An 18,932-nucleotide genomic window follows, 5' to 3' on the forward strand; every position below is an offset into this window, starting at 1 on the left:
TCGAGGGTGTCTGGAGGTTGTGTGGTGTCTGTTCCGTTGTGGGGCTGGGCCGCGGTACTGGCCGCGATCCTTGTGATGCTGGCCGTCGATTTGTTCGCGCACCGCCGCGCGCACGTGGTGTCGGTGCGCGAGGCCGCGGTCTGGAGCGCGGTCTGGGTGAGCCTCGGCCTCGGGTTCGGGGTGATCGTCTGGGGGCTGTACGGGGCACAGGCCGGCGGCGAGTACTTCGCCGGGTATCTGATCGAGAAGAGTCTCGCGGTCGACAACGTGTTCGTGTTCGCGCTGATCTTCACCGCGTTCGCGGTGCCCCGTCAGTATCAGCACCGGGTGCTGTTCTTCGGCGTGCTCGGGGCGCTGGTGTTCCGGGCGATCTTCATCGCCGGCGGCGCCGCGCTGCAGGACCGGTTCCACTGGGTCCTGTACGTGTTCGGGGCGTTCCTGGTCGTCACCGGGTGGCGGATGTTCCGCCATCGCCACGACCAGACCGACCCGGCAGCCAACCCCGTCCTCAAGATCGTCCGGCGGGTCGTGCCGTCGACGAGCGAGTACCACGGCCAGAAGTTCTGGGTGCGGAAAGCCGGCCGCTGGGTCGCGACCCCGCTGTTCACGGTGCTGGTCCTGGTCGAGGTCACCGACATCGTGTTCGCGGTCGACTCGATCCCGGCGATCTTCGCGGTCACCCAGGAACCGTTCCTGGTGTTCACCAGCAACGCCTTCGCCATCCTCGGGCTGCGCGCGATGTACTTCCTCCTCGCCGACCTGATCCACCGCTTCATCTACCTCAAGGCCGGCCTGTCGGCGATCTTGGTGTTCGTCGGCATCAAAATGCTGCTGCTCGACCTCTACAAGATCCCGATCGCGATCTCCCTCGCCGTCATCGCGACCTGCCTCACCGTGGCCGTGGCCGCGAGCCTGCACGCCACCCGCGCAACCCCCGCCTCGCCGCGAAGGGATCCCGCTGCGGACGATGGCGACGTCGCCGCGGACCGCATGCCCAGCGACGAGGAGCGCGGGCAGGTGCGGCGATGACTCCGCGGACCGTCGTACACAACGGCCCAGTAGACCCCGGCGTGAGCGGCGCCGGCTGGGTGCAGCGGCAGGTATGGCTGCTCGTGGACGGCACCCTCCCGCTCGAGCAGGGGCTTGCCCAGGCCGCGATCCGGCTGGTGTGGACCGGGCACAGCGTCACCGTCGTGATCTCGGTCCCGCGGCCGGGGTGGACGTTGAACGCGCGGCTGGCCGAGCGCCTGCACCGCGAGCACACCGCGCAGCTGCGGCGACGCCACGACGAACTCGCCGCCGGGCTACGCGCCGGGCTCGGCGAAGGACCTTGCCCGGCCTTCGACGGCGGCGGCCGCATCCAGGTCTGCTGGACCACGCGGCCGCGGCCGCGACCGGCTCAATGGCTGCGCGGGCTGCTGCGGCGGCGAAAACCGGTCGCCGACACCCCGCTGCAGCACTTCACCGGACTGCCGCTGGCCGGCATGCCGCCCCGCGCCCCCACACCAGCCCCACCCCGCGCCAGAAACCACCACCCAGTCCACCCGGCCCACCAGCGCACGTCCACCACGACATCGAGGCACCGATCATGACTCATCACGCCACCTCACCAGCTCCAGCAGTCCAGGCCGCGACTGGCGAAGCGAAGCCGCGGCCCCAGGACGGGCAGTGGACCGGGCCAGCGGCTCGACTGCATGCAGCGACGGTCGCCGAACTTGTCGGCACCCAGGCGTACCCGTCGATCTCGATCCTGCTGCCGACCACGCCCGCGGTTCGGATGGCTCGCCGCGACGCGGCCCGCCTGGACCACCTGGTGCAGCAAGCCGCCAGCCAGTTGCGTGCCCAGCGGGTTCTGAATGCCCGCGAGTTCCTCGTCGCGCTGCACGCCCTGGCCGACTCGGCCGTCACCCAGCCCACCGACCATGCCCTGGCCCTGTTCGTCAACCGCGCGGTTCAGCGCACCCTGCACTTGCCCATCCCCGTCCGGGCACGCGCGGTCGTGGAAGCAACGTTCGCGACCCGCGACCTGGTCCACGCCCTGCACCGCACCCCGCCGCACCTGACCTTGGTTCTGCACCCCTTCTGCGCCCAGCTCTACCACGGCTCCGGCAGCACCCTCACCCCCATAACGGGGACCGGCGGCGACCCCGCTCCCTCAAGCCTCTCCAAGAATGGTGGAGCCGGGGCCGCTAACGGTTTCCCGATCCAGCGCGGCCTCGACCGTTCCGACAGCGAGGAGACGTTCCTGCGGCGCGTCGACGACGCCCTCGGCCGCTACCGGCAACGCCACCCCGCCCCGCTCATCGTGGCCGGCCACGACACCACTACCACCAGGTTCCTGGCGATCTCCCGCAACACTCAGCGTCTCGCCGCAACCATCACCGGCAGCGCCAGCGAAACCCCCGCCGCCCTGCACACAGCCACCCGCACCGCCACCCAGAACTACTTATTGGGCCGGCAAAGCGAGGCCATGCAGCAACTCGCCAACGCCCGCGCCACCACCACACACGCCATAACCACCACCGCCGGAACCGCGAGCCAACCACCCGTCCACCTCATGCACGGCGCCGTCGACTGCTGGCTGGCCGCCCACCACCACACCCCGGTCATGCTCGCCGTCGAGGAAACCTACGTCCAGCCCGCCCGCATCACACCACCCAGCCACCCCGGCGGCTGGCTTCCCGCGGCCGGGCGACCCGAACTCCTCGACGACCCACTCCGCACCACCACCACAGACCCAAAACCAGGCCCGGACGAGATCCCGAACGAGGACCCGGCCGATCCCACAACGATCCGCAGCGACCTGATCGACGACCTGATCGAAATCGTCATCAGCCGCGGCGGCTGGGTCGCCCTCGTCGACGACGGACGCCTCGAACACCTCGACCGCGTCGCCCTCATCACCCGCCCCCACCAGCCCCGGCCCGAACCCCGCGCGGCCAGCGGCGCCGCGTCGTAAAGGCCCGGCGATGACCGATCACCTGAGCTCGGCCCTCCACCTTCTCGCCGACACCGCGGTCCTACTCACCGTGCTGACCGGTATCGCGCTGCGACTGCACCCAGCCACCCGGGCCTGGGCTCCTCGGAGCAACCACCACCCATCGTGCGCAGCACCCCAGCTCGCTCCGCCGCCGGCTACTCGCGGGCGGCTTCATCGTCGTGTGCCACCACCAAGTCGGTCAGCTCACCGATCCGCACCTGATGCTCCAACGGATGCCGCAACCGGCCCGACCGCACCACCACGTACCGGTTGCGCCGCCCCACCCGCTCCTTCACCACGTAGCCGGCCTGCTCCAGATCCCGCACAATCTGCTGCGCCGCCCGCTCAGTGATGCCCACCCGTTCAGCGACATCCCGCAACCGCACCTCCGGATCACGCGCCAAACACACCAGCACATGCCCATGATTCGACAGAAACGTCCACCGCCGCACTTCTATCACCAGCACAACATTACCGGAAACAAGCTTCTGGTAAGGGCGCCAATCAGAGATGACACGGGCCGGGCACGAGTTGAGCAGCTTGGCAACGGTCTCGCTACCGCTCGGAACGTCCCCTCCTGCGTCCCGGCACCATCATCGCGGCGCGGCCACGAACGCGATCCCGGGAGACGGCCGGGGTGGCCCCTCGACCGACGACCGCGCAATCCACCAGTAACCCCGCAGCAGGGCCGGATACTCACCGCGCGCGATCCGCACAGCAAGTGTCCCCCGAGCCGGGCTCGTCGCTCGACTTGGCGCCTCAACTCGCCTAGCCACCGGACTGTGCAGACAAGTACGGACAACTGTGCAGACGACTCCGAACATCGACAGCCGCGCGCGGGCGACGTCGTCGTGCTGAGCGAGCTGGACCGGCTCGGCCGGTCGCAGACCGAGATGCTGCAGTTGTTCACCGAACTGACCGCTGCCGGCGTGCACGTCAACGTGACCGGCGGGCCGATCCCGTTCGACACCCGCAGCCCCGGGCGGACCTGGCAGGCGAGTTCGCCGACGGGACGCCGGTCGATGAGCTCGCCGCGAAGTACGGCGTCTCGCGCGCGACGACGTACCGGATCGCCCGCGAGCATCAGGTCAAGAACAACGCCCGGCGCACGTTCACGCCGGCTGGCCGCGACAAGTCCCTCACCCCTGGCCAGATCGGCATCTGCGGGTACGTGCCGAACGGCAAGGTCGCGGCCGCCGGCTGCGCGAAGAACTCCAGACCGACTGGTGGTCGACCGGCGGCACCGACGCTGGCAACGGCGCGGGCCGGATCGAGGTGACGCAGCACTGCGGTCGCTGCCAGCCCCACACCGTCTACGCCGTGGCCTGCCTGGCGTGCGGCGACGGCCCGCACCCCAGGCCACCACTCAGACCACGACCGCGGTCACCTCCGGCGGTGTGCGATGAGCTTGTTTCGGGCAGCGATCGAGCGCGCGCACGAGCGGTCGGCGACATGACCTACTACACCAAGGACGTGCCGACGCCGGTGTACATCCGGTGCTCCGAATGCGGCCAAGTCGGCGTGCTCGGCGGCATCCGGAACGAGTCCGCGGCCCGGGTGCCGGGGCGGCAGCAGATGTGGCGTCGGGGAGGGTGTCCCCCCTCGGCTTCAGACTGGTGCAATGACCGAATGACATGTTCTGTCCGATGACGCGGGCCGCGACGAGCACGATGCAGCCTCGGCCGCGGGCGCGGAAACGCTGAACGGCGAGTCGGTGCCCCGATGTTGAGGCACCGGGAGGTCACCAGGCAGCGATCGATCCGGCGAGTCTCGCGCGTCGTGGTCCTGCAGTGCCGGTGCACGTGCGTCAGTCGTCGACAGGAAGGGGCGCCCCGGGCCATTGTTCTTGACGTTGTTGACGGCCTTCGACGCCGCGTGCATTTCGAGGCTGCCGTCGGCCGGCGGGGCGATGCGGCCGCGGAGTTGGTCGACGTCGTGGTTACGAGGATCGAAGCGCTCGGCCCAGTGATCGGGTGTGATCGCCATCGGCATCCGGTCGTGGATCCGGCCGAGGCTGTCGGTCGCCGTAGTCGTGATCGTGTACCTCGGGACGACGCGGGCCGGGTCGTTCTCAGGAAGCGACCTGTCGTACCAGACCTCGTACAGTCCGGCCAACGCCAGCGTCGACCGTCGGCCGGCCGCGGGCAGCACCCTTGTCACTCGCCGAAGAGTTGCTCGTCCAGGCGGGTCATGTGGAAGTAGACGGGGTCGGTATAGGTGCTGGCTACCTCGCCGCGGCTCTGGATGACTGTTGCGAGTCCGTTCGCGTGGCCGACGGCGTACAAGTGGCCTTTGCCGGTGTGCTTGTCGATGCCGAGTAGCAGCGTGCCGTACAAGCCGCACTTGGCGGCGACCATCGTCTCGAAGTTCTGCCAGGTCGAACGGCGGACGAGCCTGACGACGGGCCTCATCGGTGAGGTCGTGGGGATATGGATCGTGTACAGCGCCCCGCCGCGGGTGTTGGCCAGGAACGTGTCATATGTACGGGTCTTGCTGATCAGAGCCATCGACTTGACCGCCGCGAACCCGGGCGCCGACGTCTTGTGCTGCCAGCCGCGGTTCCAGCGGAACAGCGTGCCGTCGCCGCGCAGCCCGTAGATATTGGTGCGCCGGAATCCGTCGGATGCTTGGTAGTACGACTTCTCGAGCGCCTTGAAGCTCGCCCAACCACCTCCGACGCGACTGAGGCCGCCCTCGAGAATCTCGCCGCCCGCCATTCTGTAGGCGCTGTCGTACGCGGCGTCCCCCATGACGACCTCGCTGGACACCTCGGCGATTCCGTAGTCCGGATCGACGTACTCGATCGTCGCGCTGCTGAGTCTGACTTGCCCGTCGGGAAATACGTCCTTTGTCATGAGGTGCGTCCCGCCGGTGGGAGGAACCGTCGCCGTGACTGCTCCATTAGCGTGGTCACCGCCTGGCGTCACCGACCCAAGCCCCACGCGACAGGTCTCCGACGCCGTACCCGGACTCGCGGCCGCTGACCCGGGCACCACACCTGCGGCCAAGACAGCAACTCCGAGTACGCCGATCAAGTGCGTGCATTTCGTCATGTCGAATCCCCCTGATTCCGCGGCCACCCCGGCAACGCACCCATCATGTGTCCCCGGTCCGGGCCCTGGCGGAGATGGTCACGCCAGGGCCCGAACCACGCGGTGCGCTGCACTGGCCCCTCAGACAGCACCCCCCTCGCACCGCCGGAAACCAAGACTCCCAGGGCACCCGCTCGCGTTCCATGGACCGAAGACCCAAAGGCAGCGGGACCTTGGTCCACCGTCGAGGGATCGCCTGGCGGTGCTGAGCACCCCGAGGTTGTTCCGCCGACACGCAGTCCCCGCGAGCGGCGTCAACCTGCGGCGTGCACCGTCTGTGCAGCGGCCCGACGCCGCATCCCCCGATGAACGGGGCCTCGACAGCGAGGACCTGCCTCGGCGTGTCGGTAGCTGCGTCGAACTGAACGAGTGCGGCCACCCAGGCGCGCCTGCCGACGGCGCAGATCAGTTCGGTCTGGAGAGGCTGCGCCAGGAACGGCCGAGGCGGGTCCGACGGAAGCCGCGCCAGACCGGCTGCCGGGCGAGGCAGCGGACCAGTCGGCTCTCGGCGGCCGCGCGGCGAGCACCCTGGGCCGCCGGGTGCAGGACCGGCGGCCCTGGTGCGGCCGCGCCTGGTGCCGCGACCGCGGGGGCGCGGGTGGCCACTGTCCGGGCGGCGTCGGTGAGATGACGGTTGATGTCGGTCAGGTGGTGCTCGAAGGACGCCTGCCACAGCGCCTGCTGGAGCGCGGCCTCGCCCGCGGCCGAGCAGTCACCGGCCACCGAGGCCGCCCAGAGCTTCTGGATCGTGTCCGGGTCGAATCCGTCCAGTTCCGAGCCGGTGATGATCTCCTCGATGACGTCGTGATCCGGCGCGTCGGCTAGGTGACGCACCCGGGCTGGGGCGCTTCTTCTTGTCGCTCCGGTCGGGGTCGGCTTGAAGAACGGAACGTGTGCCCACTCGGGAATCATCCGGCCGACCAGGTCGCGATGCAAGGCGTTCGCGAGGCGTTGGGAGGGATCGAGCGCGAACGCGCCACGAACGAAGGAGGGGATGAGCAGTGGTGACACCACACCGCTGCGCTCGCCTGTCGTACCCCAACGGCGAAGCCGCTCGACCAGGTAGAAGTAGTCGAGCATTGTCGCGTTCTCGATGCCACCGTGGACGGCCTCGCGCAGTACACGCTCGATCTGCTGGGCCACTTCGGCGCGGGCCAGCTCGGTCGCGCCCCGGGCGGACGCAAGCCTGGTCGTCAAGCGGTCGACGAACGCCTGCAGTTTGGCCTCAAGCGGCAGGGCGTCGACCTGGAGGACATCGGCGGGATAGAAGTGTCCGTGGGCGACCTCGCCACCGGCTCCACCGATCGCCAGATGCGTCACCGTCGAGAGGCTGCCTGGTGGGTGGTGGAACAGGTAGCTGGCCGGCCGGAGTCCTTCGGCATACCGGTGCCATCGGACCGCACGGCTCACCAGGGCCGGCGTCGCCGGAGGCGCCTGCTGTTGTTGTGCAGGTGGAGGTTGTGCAGGTGTGGCACGCCGGGTCACGGCATGCTCGACTTGGAAGGGCAGCAAGCCGACCAGGTTCTCGGCGACAGCAAGTTCGCCGGGCACCGCGTCGTAGCTGTTGAGCTTCAGATCGACGCCGGCGGACAGGAAAGCGGCGGCGACGACCCGGGAGTCGCGGCCGCCGCTGAGATCGACAGTCGGCCGCTCCGGCCAAAGATGGCCGACCGACCTCGCCACAGCGCGCAGCGCCTCAGCGGTCTCGCCCACAGTGTCCGCACCGCCGCCTGACCAGATGCCGCTGGTCTCGATGCGGCTGACGGACCGGCGGCGGCGTTTGCCTTCGGCAACGACGTGGCTGGCGCCGGGTACGGCCAGCACCCGGTCGTACGGGGTGGTGTCGTCCATGAACCAGCCACAGGCCGCCGCGAAGCGCCATCCGCGCTGCGCCGCCCTGGCCGCTACGTCGGCGAACAACAGCGCTGCGACCGGCCGGTTGCTCCAGACCCAGCCGTCGGCCAGCCGCAATTGGAACAGGCGGCCTACCCCGATCGAGTCGGTGAACAGCTCCAGTCGCTCGCCGGCAGGATCCAGGACAGCCATGGTGAACGGCGGAGCCAGATCGAGGAACCGGCTCGGTGCCTGGATCACTGCGCGCGCCAGCGGGCCAGGCGCGTCGTCCGGCGAGACGTCGCCGACGACGCGTTCGTACCCGAGGGGTGCGTGCAGACTCGCCACCCGCAGGTCACCGGATTCCCGCCAGGACGGCCACAGACACTCGCGTTCGGGACGGTCCCAGACGTGCAGACCGACAGTGCTGGCGTCATGTCCCTGGTGCGTGGCCGTTTCGTGCCAGAGCTTGTCGTAGTAGGCCTCGACACGGTCACGGCCGGCCGCGGCGCGTCGTGTGTCGTCTGGCCGGTCGAACAGGTAAGCAACCATCGTCTCCACAATGCCGCTTGATGCTAGCGGCTCAGCGGAAAACAGCAACCCTCCGGAGGGGGTTGCGGGCTATTCGCCGAAGAGCTGGTCGTCGCGGGTCGTCCAACGAAATAGACCGGGTCGCTGAAGGTGGCAGGGACTTGCCGCGGCCTGGATGACCGTGGCCGTGCCGTTGGCGTGGCCCACGGCGCACAGGTAGCCGGCCTCGGTGTCCTTGTCGATGCCGACCAGCAACGTGCCATACAGGCCACACTTCTGCGCGATCAGCGCCTCGAAGCCCTGCCAGGTCGAACGGCGCACCAGCTTCGCGACAGGCTTCATCGGCGACGTGGTCGGAATGTGGATGGTGTACAGCGCCCCGCCGCGGGTATTGGCCAGGAAGGTGTCGTAGGTTCGGGTCTTGCTGATCAGCGCCATCGACTTCACCGCGCCGAACCCCGCGTAGGACACCTTGTCCCGCCAGACGCCTGTGGCGTCAACGGTCCAACGGAACATCACACCGTCCCCGCGGAGCCCGTAGGTGTTCCTGCGGTAGAAGCTACCGACGGCCGGCGCATAGGACGACTCCTCGAACGCGACGAAGCCTCCCCAGCCGCCACCGATCCGCACCAGGCTGTTGCCCTCGATCTCGTCGTTCATGACCTTGTAGCCGCTGCTCGACGCCGACGGCGGCACCGTCGACATGAGGACCTGTGCCCGGTGATCACCGCCAACCGTCACCGAACCCACCCGCCGTGCACGTCACCGCCGCAGTTCCCACCCACGCCGGCGATGCGGCCGCCGCGCCAGGTCCGAGTCCGGCCGCGAGAAGAGCCGCGCCCACCACCCCGACCGCTCTAGCTCTCCTCGTCATCTCATCAACCCCCTGTGACTCTTCCTCATGAACCCGACCGATCGAAGGGCGGGCGAAAGCGATGCGCCTCAAGGTCGCGCAGTACTTACCGTCCGGACTGCCAGGGCCAGCTCCGAGGGGCAAAAGGTCACCAATCGCAAGGACCAACGACACCAGCAGCTCGCCAAGCCTCCGCCCGACCAGCCTGACGCGGGACACCTGTCCAGCGAGCAGCTCAAGCGAGCAGCTCGAGCGCGCAGCCGCGTCGCAGAACGACCCGGCGCGAAGAACCCGTGCTCCGGGCGAGGCCGCCGAAGCTCCTATGAACGTGGCGGCTGCGACACGCTTCTCACCGACACCCCAAGTGGCGCGCCACCATGACCCGCGTTCGACGAGCAGACCCACCTGGTCCGCGCCTCCCGCTGCGCCGTTGCCGCTTCGATGTCGCTGCTGGCCGCTCACCCGGTGGACTCGTCCGCCCGGAGGCCGGTGACTGAGCGCGGCGGGTCAGCTCTTGCCGGATCCGGGCGCGGCATATCTGGAGCCGGAGAAATGGCCAGAATGTGCAGGTAATGCTCGGCGCCGTCCACGGGGTGCCGAAGCGCCTCGCCGTACGCGCTGACTTCCTTGTACGACGGCGATTCCGCCGCCGCGGGCTGAGTCGCGAATCCGGCCGCGGCGAGCGACCGTCAGGGCCATGGCAACCTTCGCATGCGTTGAGCATCGTGCCCGGTACCAACCCCGGCTAGGGACGCTCTGCCCTCCCGGCAGGGTCCTTCGATCCTGGTCGCTCGGGCGGCCGACCGTGCTGGGCGGCCGAGGTGAGCTTCTCTGCCCGCGCCTTCACGCCGCGCAGCATGGCACGTGACATCACGAAATCGGCGGGGACGACGCCCAGCCAACCGCTGAGCGTGAACCACCAGGGCTGGGTGACCCACCGTGAGCGGAAGTGGAAGCGGGTACACCGGCCGCCTCCTGTCGGCGTCAGCACGAATGCCCAGGTCCAATCGAGCGTCGCCCGGTCCCGCCAGCTAAGGGGTAGGTGGCTGTTGGAGCGCAGCACGAGCACTCGCTCCGACTCGAACTCGACGACGTCGAGCCCACACTCGGTCTCGGGCGGGCCGTCCGGGATGAACGCCCCGACGTCGATGTCCTGCAACTCTTGCACGATCCGGTCGGCGCTCGGCCCGTTCGCCGGAAACAGAAGCCGGTCCACCCATCGCGCGGTGTACCAACCGCCCCGCCCCCAGCCCATCTGAACCAGCCACGGCCAGACCGCGGACGGAGGCGCGTCGACGGTGACTGCATGATCGGTCTGGACCTTGGGCTCGGCGACGATGTCGTCTCCCGGGAGCCGCATTCTCCGTTCCGCAGCTGTGGACCCATAGGCGCGGCCCAAGTAGATCAGGCCCAGCTCGATGCTCGCCATGGCCAGCGTGACGGCCGGCCCAAGGCGCAGCCTGGAGTGCATACGAACCTCCTCCGTCGTCGTCCAACGGTGCCTCGATCCTCGGCGCTCCCCCCGCACACGAGGTAGGGCCGAAGGTCCTGGTAGTCGAGTCCGGTTCCTAAGATGGGCCCTTGGCGGCAGAAACGAAAGCCTTTCCGCGGACCGCGGCGGCCAGTTGATCGTGGCCCTCATGGAAGACGTTCACGCAGACGTGGCCGCGGGCCTGGTCGGGCTGTGAGGAGTTCGCACGCTATGCCCGCTCGCGCCGTCGTCGCCGCCGTCAGACAGATATGCGGCTACCGTGCTCGGAGCCTGTAGCGAAGGATCTCCACGGCGGCCTCGACGTCTGCCCGGGAGCGGACCTCGACGACGACCGGCAGCATCGCTCCGGACATCGCCACCTCGGCGATCTGGGTCCGGAGGGTGTCTGGAAGCGGCAGCGCGGCGAGGTCCCTGCGGTGTCGCGCGGAGAAGTAGCACGTGACCGTGGCGAACCCCTCCCAAACCGCCAACCAGGCCACGTTCTTCTTGCCTCGGAGCGCCTTGCACAGCCAGCCGCCGTCGCGAAAGTGGTGCCAGAGCAACGTCAGGCCGAGCTCGGGTCCACGCAGCGTCACCTCGAGGTTCTGCCAGGCAGCGAAGGAAGCGCCGAGATGTTCGCGGATCTGCTCGTCGTCGGGCACGCGACCGGGATCGGTCAGGACGGCGACGCGGGTGGTCACCTGTCGAGAGTAGCGATCAGGAACGGGCGGGCAACAGGGTCCAACGGTCCACGCGGCCCGACGACGCTACCGCCCAGCGGCACCTGCTGACGACGAACTGAAGTCCGTGAAGGCAAACGCCCAACCGACCCAATTCAGGTGATCACACGCGTTCTACGGGCCGCCGACCGACCGTGCCTCAGTAACCGCGCGCTCATGTGGCAGTGCGGGGCAAGCGCCTACCTGGCGCCGGCCTCTATCAGGTCCGGCATCCCGTCGAGCCAGCCGGCGGCGAGGATCCATGTGACGCCGACGGCGGCATACGCCGCCTGCTCCCTCTCAGTCGGCAGCCCGGTCGTCGCGAGCGCCACGTCGAAGGGACCGGAGCGCGGCCCACGCAGCGCGGTGATCTCGTTGACCGCCGCCCGCGCCTCCGCGACGGTGACCCGTTCGATCGTCCCACCGGCGCCGACGGCGGCAAGGACCGCGCCGTCCCACTGCGCGGCCCGGGCCCGTGGCCGGGTGTACGGGAACGTGCAGGACACCCACACGGGGATCCGCGGCTGCTGCACCGGCGCCGGCAGGAACTGTGCCTCCTCGATGGTGAAGTGCTCGCCGCGGTGGCTGAACGGCTGACCGCTCCACAGCCCGGCAACCACCTCCAGACCCTCGTCCAGCCGGGCCGCGAGCGTTGGCCGGTCAGCGGCGCGCCCGTACGCCGTGTGCTCCGCGGGCGGCTCACCCAGGCCGACGCCGAGGACCAGCCGGCCGCCGGAGAGGTGGTCGACCGTCACCGTCTCGCGGGCCAGCTTCTCCGGCTGGCGCCTGGGCACCGAGGTGACGCCGGTCCCGATCGTGATGCGTTCGGTGCGCACAGCCAGCGCACCGAGCACCACCCAGGGATCGGCCGTGGGTACCGGGAACGCCGGACTGCCGTGCAGGTGGTCCCAGAGGAAGAGGCCGTCCCACCCGGCGACCTCGGCCCGGACGCCGAGGTCGACCAGCACCTGGGGCTCGGCAAAGTTCGGCAGGCTCAGGCCGAGCCGCGGCCGGCCTGGCTTGGCCGGCGCCCCGGCCGATGCGGCTGTCATCGCATCCTCCTCACTACGCGACCACACGGATCGTCCTCGCCGTTCCTCGGCCAACGTAACCGCCGCGCCGACGACCGTGCAGGCGCTGCTCCCCTCGACCAGCTCAGTGTCGCGCACCGCTCGTGCGGACGGCGGCCGGTTCCTGGCGGCGGAGCAGGTGCTCGGAGCGATGTTCCTCGCGCAGAGCGGGATCGGACATCACCAGGCACACCAGCGAGCAGTCTTGCGGGCCGGTTGCAGCGGGGACGCACAGCGAGCACGGGTCGCCGACGCGGACCGGGCACTTCGATGTGGGCGGCTTCGTTCCGGCGGTCGTCGGCAGGTTTCCTTGGCCGACGGCACAGCGGCGGCGGGCACATAGCACGTTTTGACGCGTGGCAATTCAGTGTCCGCCGTGATCGTGGTTATGTCCGGTGCCGCTGTGCCCGCCTGGCACATTCGCCGTCGTGGCCCCGCCGGCTGTCACAACCGGCGAGAAGGTCACGCCATTGGGCGCGTCTCCGACTGGGACCGTTGCCACCACCGCGAGCCGCTCGAGGTCGACCACCGAGACGTTGTCGCTGTAGAGGTTGGTCACGAAGGCACGTGTACTCGACGGGTCGACGACGACGCCGTGAGCACCCGATCCCGTCGCCACCGTGCCGACGACCGTGAAGGTGGCGGTGTCGATCACCGACAGGGTGGTGGCGGGCTCGGCTTCCGTGCCCTGGTTGGCGACCAGAAGCCGGCGCCCGTCGGGACTCGCATAGGCCTGGATCGGCCCGTCCCCGACCGCCACTTTGCCGACCACACGCCGCTGGGCCACGTCGACCTTCGCCACGGCGTCCTCGCCGCTGAGCGAAGCGTAGACGAAGCGGCCGTCGGGCGAGAACGCGACCTGCGCCGGACCGCGTCCTACCTCGATCTCGCTGACAGCCCGGTTCACTGCGGTGTCGATGACGCTCAGCGTGCCGGCTGTGGTGTTGGCGACGTACACCCAGCGGCCGTCCGGACTAGGTCTCAGGCCGTGCGGGCCTTCTCCGACACGAATAGTGGCGACCGTGGCCATCGTTACGGCGTCGACGGCCGACACGGTGCCGTCGGCACCGTTGGTGGTGTACGTCCTGCGCCCATCAGGAGTGATGACGATATGTGCGGGAGCCGCGCCCGTAGGGGTGACGCCGCGCACCTCCAGCCGTGCGGCATCGACGAGGACTGCCATCGAGCTGTGCCCGCTCACCGCCCAGACGTGGCGGCCGTCAGGCGACGCCTGGACGTTGTGGGCGCCGCTGACGCCCTCGACGGTGCCGACGACCTGGTTCGTCGCGGCGTCGATGGCCGTGAGGCTGTTGCCTGCCTCGTTGGCGACCCAGACGGTTCCGGTGAGCCTCCCAGGCTGATGATGGGCCGACGCCACATCACCGGTGTCATCGCCGATCCAAGCGAGTGCGGTGACGCCAGTACCCAACACAGCGAGCACACCAACCGCTGCGATCGTCGCGCGGTGTCGCACGAACCTGTTCATCGGGGCACCCCTGCTCCACCCCTGCACGGCGCACCGGGCTCGGGCGTCTGCGGGCCCTGCGCGTACGCGGCGACGAACTTGCCAAGCCGCTCGTCGTCGGCACCGCTCAGGCGCAGTTGCAGGCCCCAAGCGCTGGCGACCACGGGGCTTGGCAGGCCGTTGTACGGCGAGACGAGCACATGACTTCCCGATCCGGACCAAGTCTTCAGGATCTCCACCTGGCGAGCGGGCAGGTCAGTGGCATACGTGATCCAGACGGCGCCGTGCTCGAGCGAGTGGACGGCGTACTCGTTCTGCACCGGGGTCGAGTAGAAGCCGCAATTCTGCAGTACCGGGCCGTGCTGGCCGCCCACGGGTGGTACTGGCCTGTAGGCGACAGCGTTCTCGACGTGGTCGCGAGACAGGTCACCGAACTCCTGGACGCCTGCGATCGATCCCCGATCGACGGCCGGCCGCGCCGCCGCACTGGGCTCGTCGGCCGAGCAACCGCCGGCGGCGACGACGGCGGCCAAGGTAGCGGCGACCCCCAGCGTTGACCAGAGTCGACGGCAGCAGGCTGGTTTCTGGATGTTCCCGGTCAACGTTGCTCCCCCTGGATTGCGATGCGGGCGCTGTCCACGATCGATCGCGAAGGTCGTTCGTCCACCGCGATGTCCCCGACCTGTGGCTCAGTCGACTGTGACGGCGGCATCGTTGTGGGCGCGAAAGACGGTCTCCCAGCCCTCGGCGCCCAGCGTGACGACGGTGACCGGGAAGATGCCGAGGTTCTCGCGGTCGATGTGCAGCGACAGCTCAGCCAGCAGTTCCCTGACCTGCCGGTCGAAATCCGGGGCCGCGATGTCGAGTTCGGCGAGAGCTCTGTCGAAAGCAAGATGGTCGGCCTCGAGGGCCCGCACCTCGGCGGCGAAGTCACCCTGCTCCTTGAGTGCCGCGAACACCCCGCGTTCTTCCCGCCGTACGTGCGGAGCCAGGCGCCGGCCAAGCTCGGCAAGCTTCGTCTCCACACCCACCCGATCGCCGGCAGCCAGCAGGACCCGGATCTCATTGGACAGCCTGAGCAGCTCGACATGCTCGTCCATCAGATCGGCGATCGGCTCCACGCCGCGGCATCCACAGTGCTCACACATGTCGTCGAACCTAACTGGACAGGCCGCCGCGACCCATGGGTCTTTGGTCCCGGACCGGCAGTCCCGAGGTCCCGCGAAGGTGATGGACACGCCCCCACATCCCAGCGCCCGGGCGTCGGTGGGCCTTCATCGACACCGCAACAGGGTGCAGCGTCCGGGAACAACGGCTTTCCGCCCGCGTCCTCGCCTACCGCGGAGCAAGCGGGGTAACGGCCGCGTTGTCTGCGAGCACGGTGCCGTCCGACGAGCTGATGACAACCCGTTGCGGCTCGGGGCAATCGGTGGATGGGGCAACAATCACCTCGATGCCCGCGTCGGAGGAGCTCACCGCAACCACCGGTATGCCGCTGTCCTTGGTGGCCGCGTCGGCGCAGGCCTTGCCGATGCGTTGCGACAGATTCTTCCGGCCGTCGTCGGTGAGCGTGAGATGAGCCGCGACCATGCGCTGCGCTACGGCATCGGCCGGCTTCTCCGGCGGGTTGGCCGCCCAGGCGAACGCCACGAACGCCAAAGCGGCCAGAATCGACAGCGCTGTCACGTACCGCGGAGTCGTGCGATAGCGCTCACGGACCCGCAGATACTTGTCCAACTGAGCGACATATCCGAGGGCCTCCCGATATTCGTCCATGCGGCCTCCGACGACGTCGATCCGCGCGGCGAGCACCTTGAGTCTCGCCTCGGCAGCCGCCGTATCGCCGGCGCCGTCCACTGCCTCCTTCTCCGCCGCATACTCCTGCTTTCGCAAGTCGTGGAACTCGGTCCGGACCGCGTCGTACTCCCTCATCAACGACGACAAACTTCCCGTACCGCTGTGCAGGGAACTGTCGACCTCGACCCGGTGACGAACCTCGGCGTCCGTGCGAGACATACCAACCCCGGCAGCGAGCTCCAGGAGGCGGAGGAAGTCGGAGTTCGTCGGGGCCTGTACCCGATACAGCAGCGCGATCGACACGAGAATCAACGCGATGGCCACAGCGATACTGGTGACGGCAACCAGCAGCCGGGCGCGATCGTCATCCCAGGAAAGCTTCCCGATACTCGACAACTGGCTGCCCGCCACCATCGTCGCAGCTACCGCGGCGAGTGCGGCGATCAGCCACTTGATCGCCGTGCTCATCTGTTCCAGCGCGGCGGAGTAGATGTTCACGCCCCCTGAGGCCGGCGCTGCGGTCTTCTCCTCGTCCGGTGGCGCCGCATCGGATGCCGGTTTCGCGCCGGATTGCGTGATCGCCGCAGCGACCGCCGCCCGGAGGCGATTGATCCAGTTCACCGGTGCTTCTCTGTCGCCGTCGAGGACTTCACGATCTCCACGCGGAGGTTGTGCGCTTTGGCGATCTGCTCGACGTCCTGGCGTCGGAGGTTCGCGCGAATCGGCAGCTTGACCTCGATACTCTTCACCTGTTCGTTCTCGCGCAGGAACTTCCCGAGCGCCTCGTGGACATCGTCCACCGTGGCCCGCACGGTGAGCTCGCCCGTCGGCTTGCCGTCGTCGGTGAACCAGAAGATCGGCTTGTCCTTGTGCTCTCCCATGGCACTCCCCCCTCGTACTGCTCCCGATGGTCAGCCACCACTAGGAAGCCGAGTAGGGCCATTGGTCACAAGCGCCGGGTCCCCACGGCCCACGGTCCCGGCAGGATCGGACCCTGCGCCCTTGCCGGTACCAGGGCCGCGACGGATCGTCGTACCAGGACCTTCGGGCGAGGACCGGCAGCGTCGTCGGCCCGGCCGACGTGCCGCGCTGGCCGTGCACCTCATCACCAACACCGCGCTCACCGGAGCCACCTACGCCATCGACGGCGGCCAGCAGCTTGTGCCCGCCGGCAACGGCTGACCGTCAAGGATCGGCACGTGGGTCACAGGCGATCGGCGTCAACGACCGTCCGGGCGAAGGCGCGGCGCGGCTCCTGCCGGACCTTGTGGCCCACGTCGAGCAGCCGGTGCCGGTATCGGCCAGTGAGGTGGTCCCGGTAGGCGCTTCCGTTCCCAGCCAGCGTGAACGGGTCTTGATTGCCTCGATGGTGATAGTCGGACCGTGATGGCGGGTGCCTGCTGAACCTGGCGCCGCGAGCGGGCTCAGCCGGCCATCATCGCCACCGCGCCGGTGGCACGCGCGCCGGCCGGGTGAGGTGGGTCGCCGGCCGGTGATCGACACGATTTCTGCCTGTTCAGGGTGGTGGAGGACCGAGAATCGGACCCGTGGCACCCCCTGGCCACCATCGGCCAGGGAATTCCACAGGCGCGATCCGGGAGGCCCGGGGCCAGGCTCGTCGCAGAGAAATCCCGTACGAGCGAAGGAGGCGCGAGCCATGGACATGAAACTCGAAGTGATCGTGATCCCGGTGTCCGACGTCGACCGGTCCAAGGCCTTCTACACAGCATTGGGCTGGCGGCTCGACGCCGACATCGCCGCCGACGACAACTTCCGGGTGGTGCAGGTGACGCCGCCGGGCTCACCGGCGTCGGTCATCTTCGGCACATCGGTCACCGCCCAGGCCGCCGGCTCGGCCAAGGGTCTGCACCTGATCGTCAGCGACATCGACGCCGCGCACGACGAACTGAAGCGCCTCGGCGCCGACCCGAGCGAGGTCTTCCACGACGTCGGCGGCATCTTCCACCACTCCGGCACCGACGCCCGAGTCGCCGGCCCGGACCCGCAGCGCAACAGCTACGGCTCGTTTCTCTCGTTCGGTGATCCGGACGGCAACGAATGGATCCTGCAGGAAGTCACCACCCGGCTCCCCGGGCGGCTGGACCCGGCCGCCACCACATTCGCATCCACCGCGGACCTCGCCGCCGCCCTGCGCCGAGCCGCGGCCGCCCACGGCCGGCACGAGGCGCGGACCGGCGCGCAAGATCCGGAATGGCCCGGCTGGTACGCCGACTACATGGTTCGTGAACAGGCGGGACTCGAACTGCCGCAGTGACCGGCGATCAGGAACCCGGCGATGACCGTGCCGGTCACCGACGGTTCACCCTCGTCCAGAAGGGGATGGCCCGGACATGTCTGAAACCTCGCTGAGTGGAACCGCCGCGCTGGTCACGGGCGCCAGCAGCGGCATCGGCGCCGCAACCGCGCGTCGCCTGGCCCGCGATGGTGCGGCGGTGGCCCTGGTCGCGCGCCGGCGGGACCGCTTGGAACGGGTCGTCGACGACATCGGTCGCCTCGGCGGTTACGCCGTCGCAGTGCAAGCCGACCTGACCGATCCGGAGCAACCGGATCAGGCGGTCGACCAAACGCTCGACCGGTTCGGGCGCTTGGACATCCTGATCAACAACGCCGAAGTCGCGCTGCTAGGTACCGCTCTGCACGCCATGATCGACGAATGGGACCGCATGGTGTCCCTCAACGTCATGGGAATGCTGCGCGTCACGTACGCCGCCGTCCCGCACCTGATCGACGCGGCGTCCACCTCGCCGCGACAGGTGGCCGACATCGTGAATGTCAGCTCGACGTCCGGACGGGTCGCTCGCGCTGGCGCCAGCGTCTACCACCTCACCAAGTTCGGCCTGAACGGGTTCAGCGACTCACTCCGTCAGGAGTTGCTGGAAGAACGGGTGCGGGTCAGCGTCGTGGAACCCGGCACCATCGACAGCAAGCCGCAAAGCCACCCCAGTGGGAGCACCTGGGACCCGGCCGCCCGACGGGTGAGCGACATCGAGCCGCTGCGGCCCGAGGACGTCGCGGACGCGATCGGCTACATCGTCAGCCGGGACCGCCGAGTGGCCGTCAACGAAATGCTGATCCGAGCAGCCGAGCAAAGCTGGTAACA

At 69.0% G+C, this 18,932-nt stretch carries 21 protein-coding genes; 7 read left to right on the forward strand and 14 right to left on the reverse strand.

The features are described from left to right. Positions 1–24: 24 nt before the first annotated feature. From ABN611_RS01215 to ABN611_RS01225, 3 genes are all read left to right on the forward strand, one after another. Entirely contained in the window at positions 25–1,029 is a 1,005-nt protein-coding gene (locus tag ABN611_RS01215) for a TerC family protein (protein ID WP_350277852.1), read from the forward strand. Continuing rightward, entirely contained in the window at positions 1,026–1,592 is a 567-nt protein-coding gene (locus ABN611_RS01220; protein WP_350277853.1) for a hypothetical protein, read from the forward strand. Before ABN611_RS01215 ends, ABN611_RS01220 begins: the two co-directional genes overlap by 4 nt. A 185-nt stretch (positions 1,593–1,777) precedes the next feature. Next, on the forward strand, positions 1,778–2,959 hold the full coding sequence (locus ABN611_RS01225; protein WP_350277854.1) for a hypothetical protein: 1,182 nt from the start codon (positions 1,778–1,780) through the stop codon (positions 2,957–2,959). A 176-nt stretch (positions 2,960–3,135) separates the two neighbouring features. Here the strand turns inward: ABN611_RS01225 and ABN611_RS01230 are convergent, their stop codons facing one another. Next, a complete protein-coding gene (locus tag ABN611_RS01230) occupies positions 3,136–3,447 on the reverse strand; it encodes a winged helix-turn-helix transcriptional regulator (RefSeq protein ID WP_350277855.1) in 312 nt (103 codons plus the stop codon). Here ABN611_RS01230 and ABN611_RS01235 point away from each other — a divergent pair. After that, positions 3,403–4,386, forward strand: coding sequence for a recombinase family protein (locus ABN611_RS01235; RefSeq protein WP_350277856.1), 984 nt, complete (start codon positions 3,403–3,405; stop codon positions 4,384–4,386). The genes ABN611_RS01230 and ABN611_RS01235 overlap by 45 nt on opposite strands. Positions 4,387–4,588: 202 nt before the next feature. On the opposite strand, the gene ABN611_RS01240 is transcribed toward ABN611_RS01235, so the two are convergent. The 13 genes from ABN611_RS01240 to ABN611_RS01300 all read right to left on the reverse strand — a co-directional run bounded on the left by ABN611_RS01240 (position 4,589) and on the right by ABN611_RS01300 (position 16,692). After that, entirely contained in the window at positions 4,589–5,140 is a 552-nt protein-coding gene (locus ABN611_RS01240; RefSeq protein ID WP_350277857.1) for an SOS response-associated peptidase family protein, read from the reverse strand. Next, complete coding sequence (locus tag ABN611_RS01245) at positions 5,137–5,835, reverse strand: hypothetical protein (RefSeq protein WP_350277858.1); 699 nt, start codon at positions 5,833–5,835, stop codon at positions 5,137–5,139. Before ABN611_RS01245 ends, ABN611_RS01240 begins: the two co-directional genes overlap by 4 nt. 642 nt (positions 5,836–6,477) lie before the next feature. Next, positions 6,478–8,457 (reverse strand): hypothetical protein, encoded by a 1,980-nt coding sequence (locus ABN611_RS01250; RefSeq protein WP_350277859.1) that lies wholly within the window; start codon positions 8,455–8,457, stop codon positions 6,478–6,480. Between the two features lie 69 nt (positions 8,458–8,526). Further along, positions 8,527–9,177, reverse strand: coding sequence for a hypothetical protein (locus ABN611_RS01255; RefSeq protein ID WP_350277860.1), 651 nt, complete (start codon positions 9,175–9,177; stop codon positions 8,527–8,529). Between the two features lie 857 nt (positions 9,178–10,034). Further along, positions 10,035–10,760, reverse strand: a complete 726-nt coding sequence (locus ABN611_RS01260; protein ID WP_350277861.1) for a hypothetical protein — start codon at positions 10,758–10,760, stop codon at positions 10,035–10,037. 275 nt (positions 10,761–11,035) lie between these two features. After that, a complete protein-coding gene (locus ABN611_RS01265; protein WP_350277862.1) occupies positions 11,036–11,461 on the reverse strand; it encodes a DUF3788 family protein in 426 nt (141 codons plus the stop codon). Between the two features lie 218 nt (positions 11,462–11,679). Beyond that, positions 11,680–12,531 (reverse strand): LLM class flavin-dependent oxidoreductase, encoded by an 852-nt coding sequence (locus ABN611_RS01270; RefSeq protein WP_350277863.1) that lies wholly within the window; start codon positions 12,529–12,531, stop codon positions 11,680–11,682. 103 nt (positions 12,532–12,634) lie between these two features. Then, positions 12,635–12,895: a DUF6767 domain-containing protein gene (locus ABN611_RS01275; RefSeq protein WP_350277864.1), complete on the reverse strand. Its 261-nt coding sequence runs from the start codon at positions 12,893–12,895 to the stop codon at positions 12,635–12,637. A gap of 18 nt (positions 12,896–12,913) precedes the next feature. Continuing rightward, on the reverse strand, positions 12,914–14,035 hold the full coding sequence (locus tag ABN611_RS01280; RefSeq protein WP_350277865.1) for a beta-propeller fold lactonase family protein: 1,122 nt from the start codon (positions 14,033–14,035) through the stop codon (positions 12,914–12,916). Then, positions 14,032–14,547, reverse strand: coding sequence for a DUF3105 domain-containing protein (locus tag ABN611_RS01285; protein WP_350277866.1), 516 nt, complete (start codon positions 14,545–14,547; stop codon positions 14,032–14,034). The genes ABN611_RS01280 and ABN611_RS01285 overlap by 4 nt, the downstream gene beginning before the upstream one ends. A gap of 156 nt (positions 14,548–14,703) precedes the next feature. Then, positions 14,704–15,135 carry a hemerythrin domain-containing protein gene (locus tag ABN611_RS01290; protein ID WP_350277867.1) on the reverse strand — a complete coding sequence of 144 codons (432 nt, stop codon included), beginning with the start codon at positions 15,133–15,135 and terminating at the stop codon, positions 14,704–14,706. 214 nt (positions 15,136–15,349) lie between these two features. Beyond that, positions 15,350–16,432 (reverse strand): hypothetical protein, encoded by a 1,083-nt coding sequence (locus ABN611_RS01295; protein ID WP_350277868.1) that lies wholly within the window; start codon positions 16,430–16,432, stop codon positions 15,350–15,352. Continuing rightward, positions 16,429–16,692: a hypothetical protein gene (locus ABN611_RS01300; RefSeq protein WP_350277869.1), complete on the reverse strand. Its 264-nt coding sequence runs from the start codon at positions 16,690–16,692 to the stop codon at positions 16,429–16,431. The genes ABN611_RS01295 and ABN611_RS01300 overlap by 4 nt, the downstream gene beginning before the upstream one ends. 121 nt (positions 16,693–16,813) lie before the next feature. Between ABN611_RS01300 and ABN611_RS01305 the strand changes: the two genes are divergently transcribed. The 3 genes from ABN611_RS01305 (at position 16,814) to ABN611_RS01315 (ending at position 18,930) form a co-directional block, all read left to right on the forward strand. Further along, entirely contained in the window at positions 16,814–16,993 is a 180-nt protein-coding gene (locus ABN611_RS01305; RefSeq protein WP_350277870.1) for a hypothetical protein, read from the forward strand. 475 nt (positions 16,994–17,468) lie between these two features. Beyond that, positions 17,469–18,086 (forward strand): VOC family protein, encoded by a 618-nt coding sequence (locus ABN611_RS01310; RefSeq protein WP_350277871.1) that lies wholly within the window; start codon positions 17,469–17,471, stop codon positions 18,084–18,086. A gap of 76 nt (positions 18,087–18,162) precedes the next feature. Continuing rightward, the gene (locus ABN611_RS01315; RefSeq protein ID WP_350277872.1) at positions 18,163–18,930 is read left to right on the forward strand and encodes an SDR family NAD(P)-dependent oxidoreductase; all 768 of its coding nucleotides are present in this window, start codon (positions 18,163–18,165) and stop codon (positions 18,928–18,930) included. The last annotated feature ends 2 nt before the right edge of the window (positions 18,931–18,932 follow it).

It is taken from the genome of Kribbella sp. HUAS MG21 (genome assembly GCF_040254265.1).
GTDB lineage: Bacteria > Actinomycetota > Actinomycetes > Propionibacteriales > Kribbellaceae > Kribbella.

Bases quoted from the DNA above. Each gene is read 5' to 3' on its own strand.
- ABN611_RS01220 (WP_350277853.1), top strand. From the start codon at position 1,026: ATGACTCCGCGGACCGTCGTACACAACGGCCCAGTAGACCCCGGCGTG.
- ABN611_RS01225 (WP_350277854.1), top strand. From the start codon at position 1,778: ATGGCTCGCCGCGACGCGGCCCGCCTGGACCACCTGGTGCAGCAAGCC.
- ABN611_RS01235 (WP_350277856.1), top strand. From the start codon at position 3,403: ATGATTCGACAGAAACGTCCACCGCCGCACTTCTATCACCAGCACAAC.
- ABN611_RS01245 (WP_350277858.1), bottom strand. From the start codon at position 5,835: ATGACAAAGGACGTATTTCCCGACGGGCAAGTCAGACTCAGCAGCGCG.
- ABN611_RS01250 (WP_350277859.1), bottom strand. From the start codon at position 8,457: ATGGTTGCTTACCTGTTCGACCGGCCAGACGACACACGACGCGCCGCG.
- ABN611_RS01260 (WP_350277861.1), bottom strand. From the start codon at position 10,760: ATGCACTCCAGGCTGCGCCTTGGGCCGGCCGTCACGCTGGCCATGGCG.
- ABN611_RS01270 (WP_350277863.1), bottom strand. From the start codon at position 12,531: ATGACAGCCGCATCGGCCGGGGCGCCGGCCAAGCCAGGCCGGCCGCGG.
- ABN611_RS01280 (WP_350277865.1), bottom strand. From the start codon at position 14,035: ATGAACAGGTTCGTGCGACACCGCGCGACGATCGCAGCGGTTGGTGTG.
- ABN611_RS01300 (WP_350277869.1), bottom strand. From the start codon at position 16,692: ATGGGAGAGCACAAGGACAAGCCGATCTTCTGGTTCACCGACGACGGC.
- ABN611_RS01310 (WP_350277871.1), top strand. From the start codon at position 17,469: ATGGACATGAAACTCGAAGTGATCGTGATCCCGGTGTCCGACGTCGAC.
- ABN611_RS01315 (WP_350277872.1), top strand. From the start codon at position 18,163: ATGTCTGAAACCTCGCTGAGTGGAACCGCCGCGCTGGTCACGGGCGCC.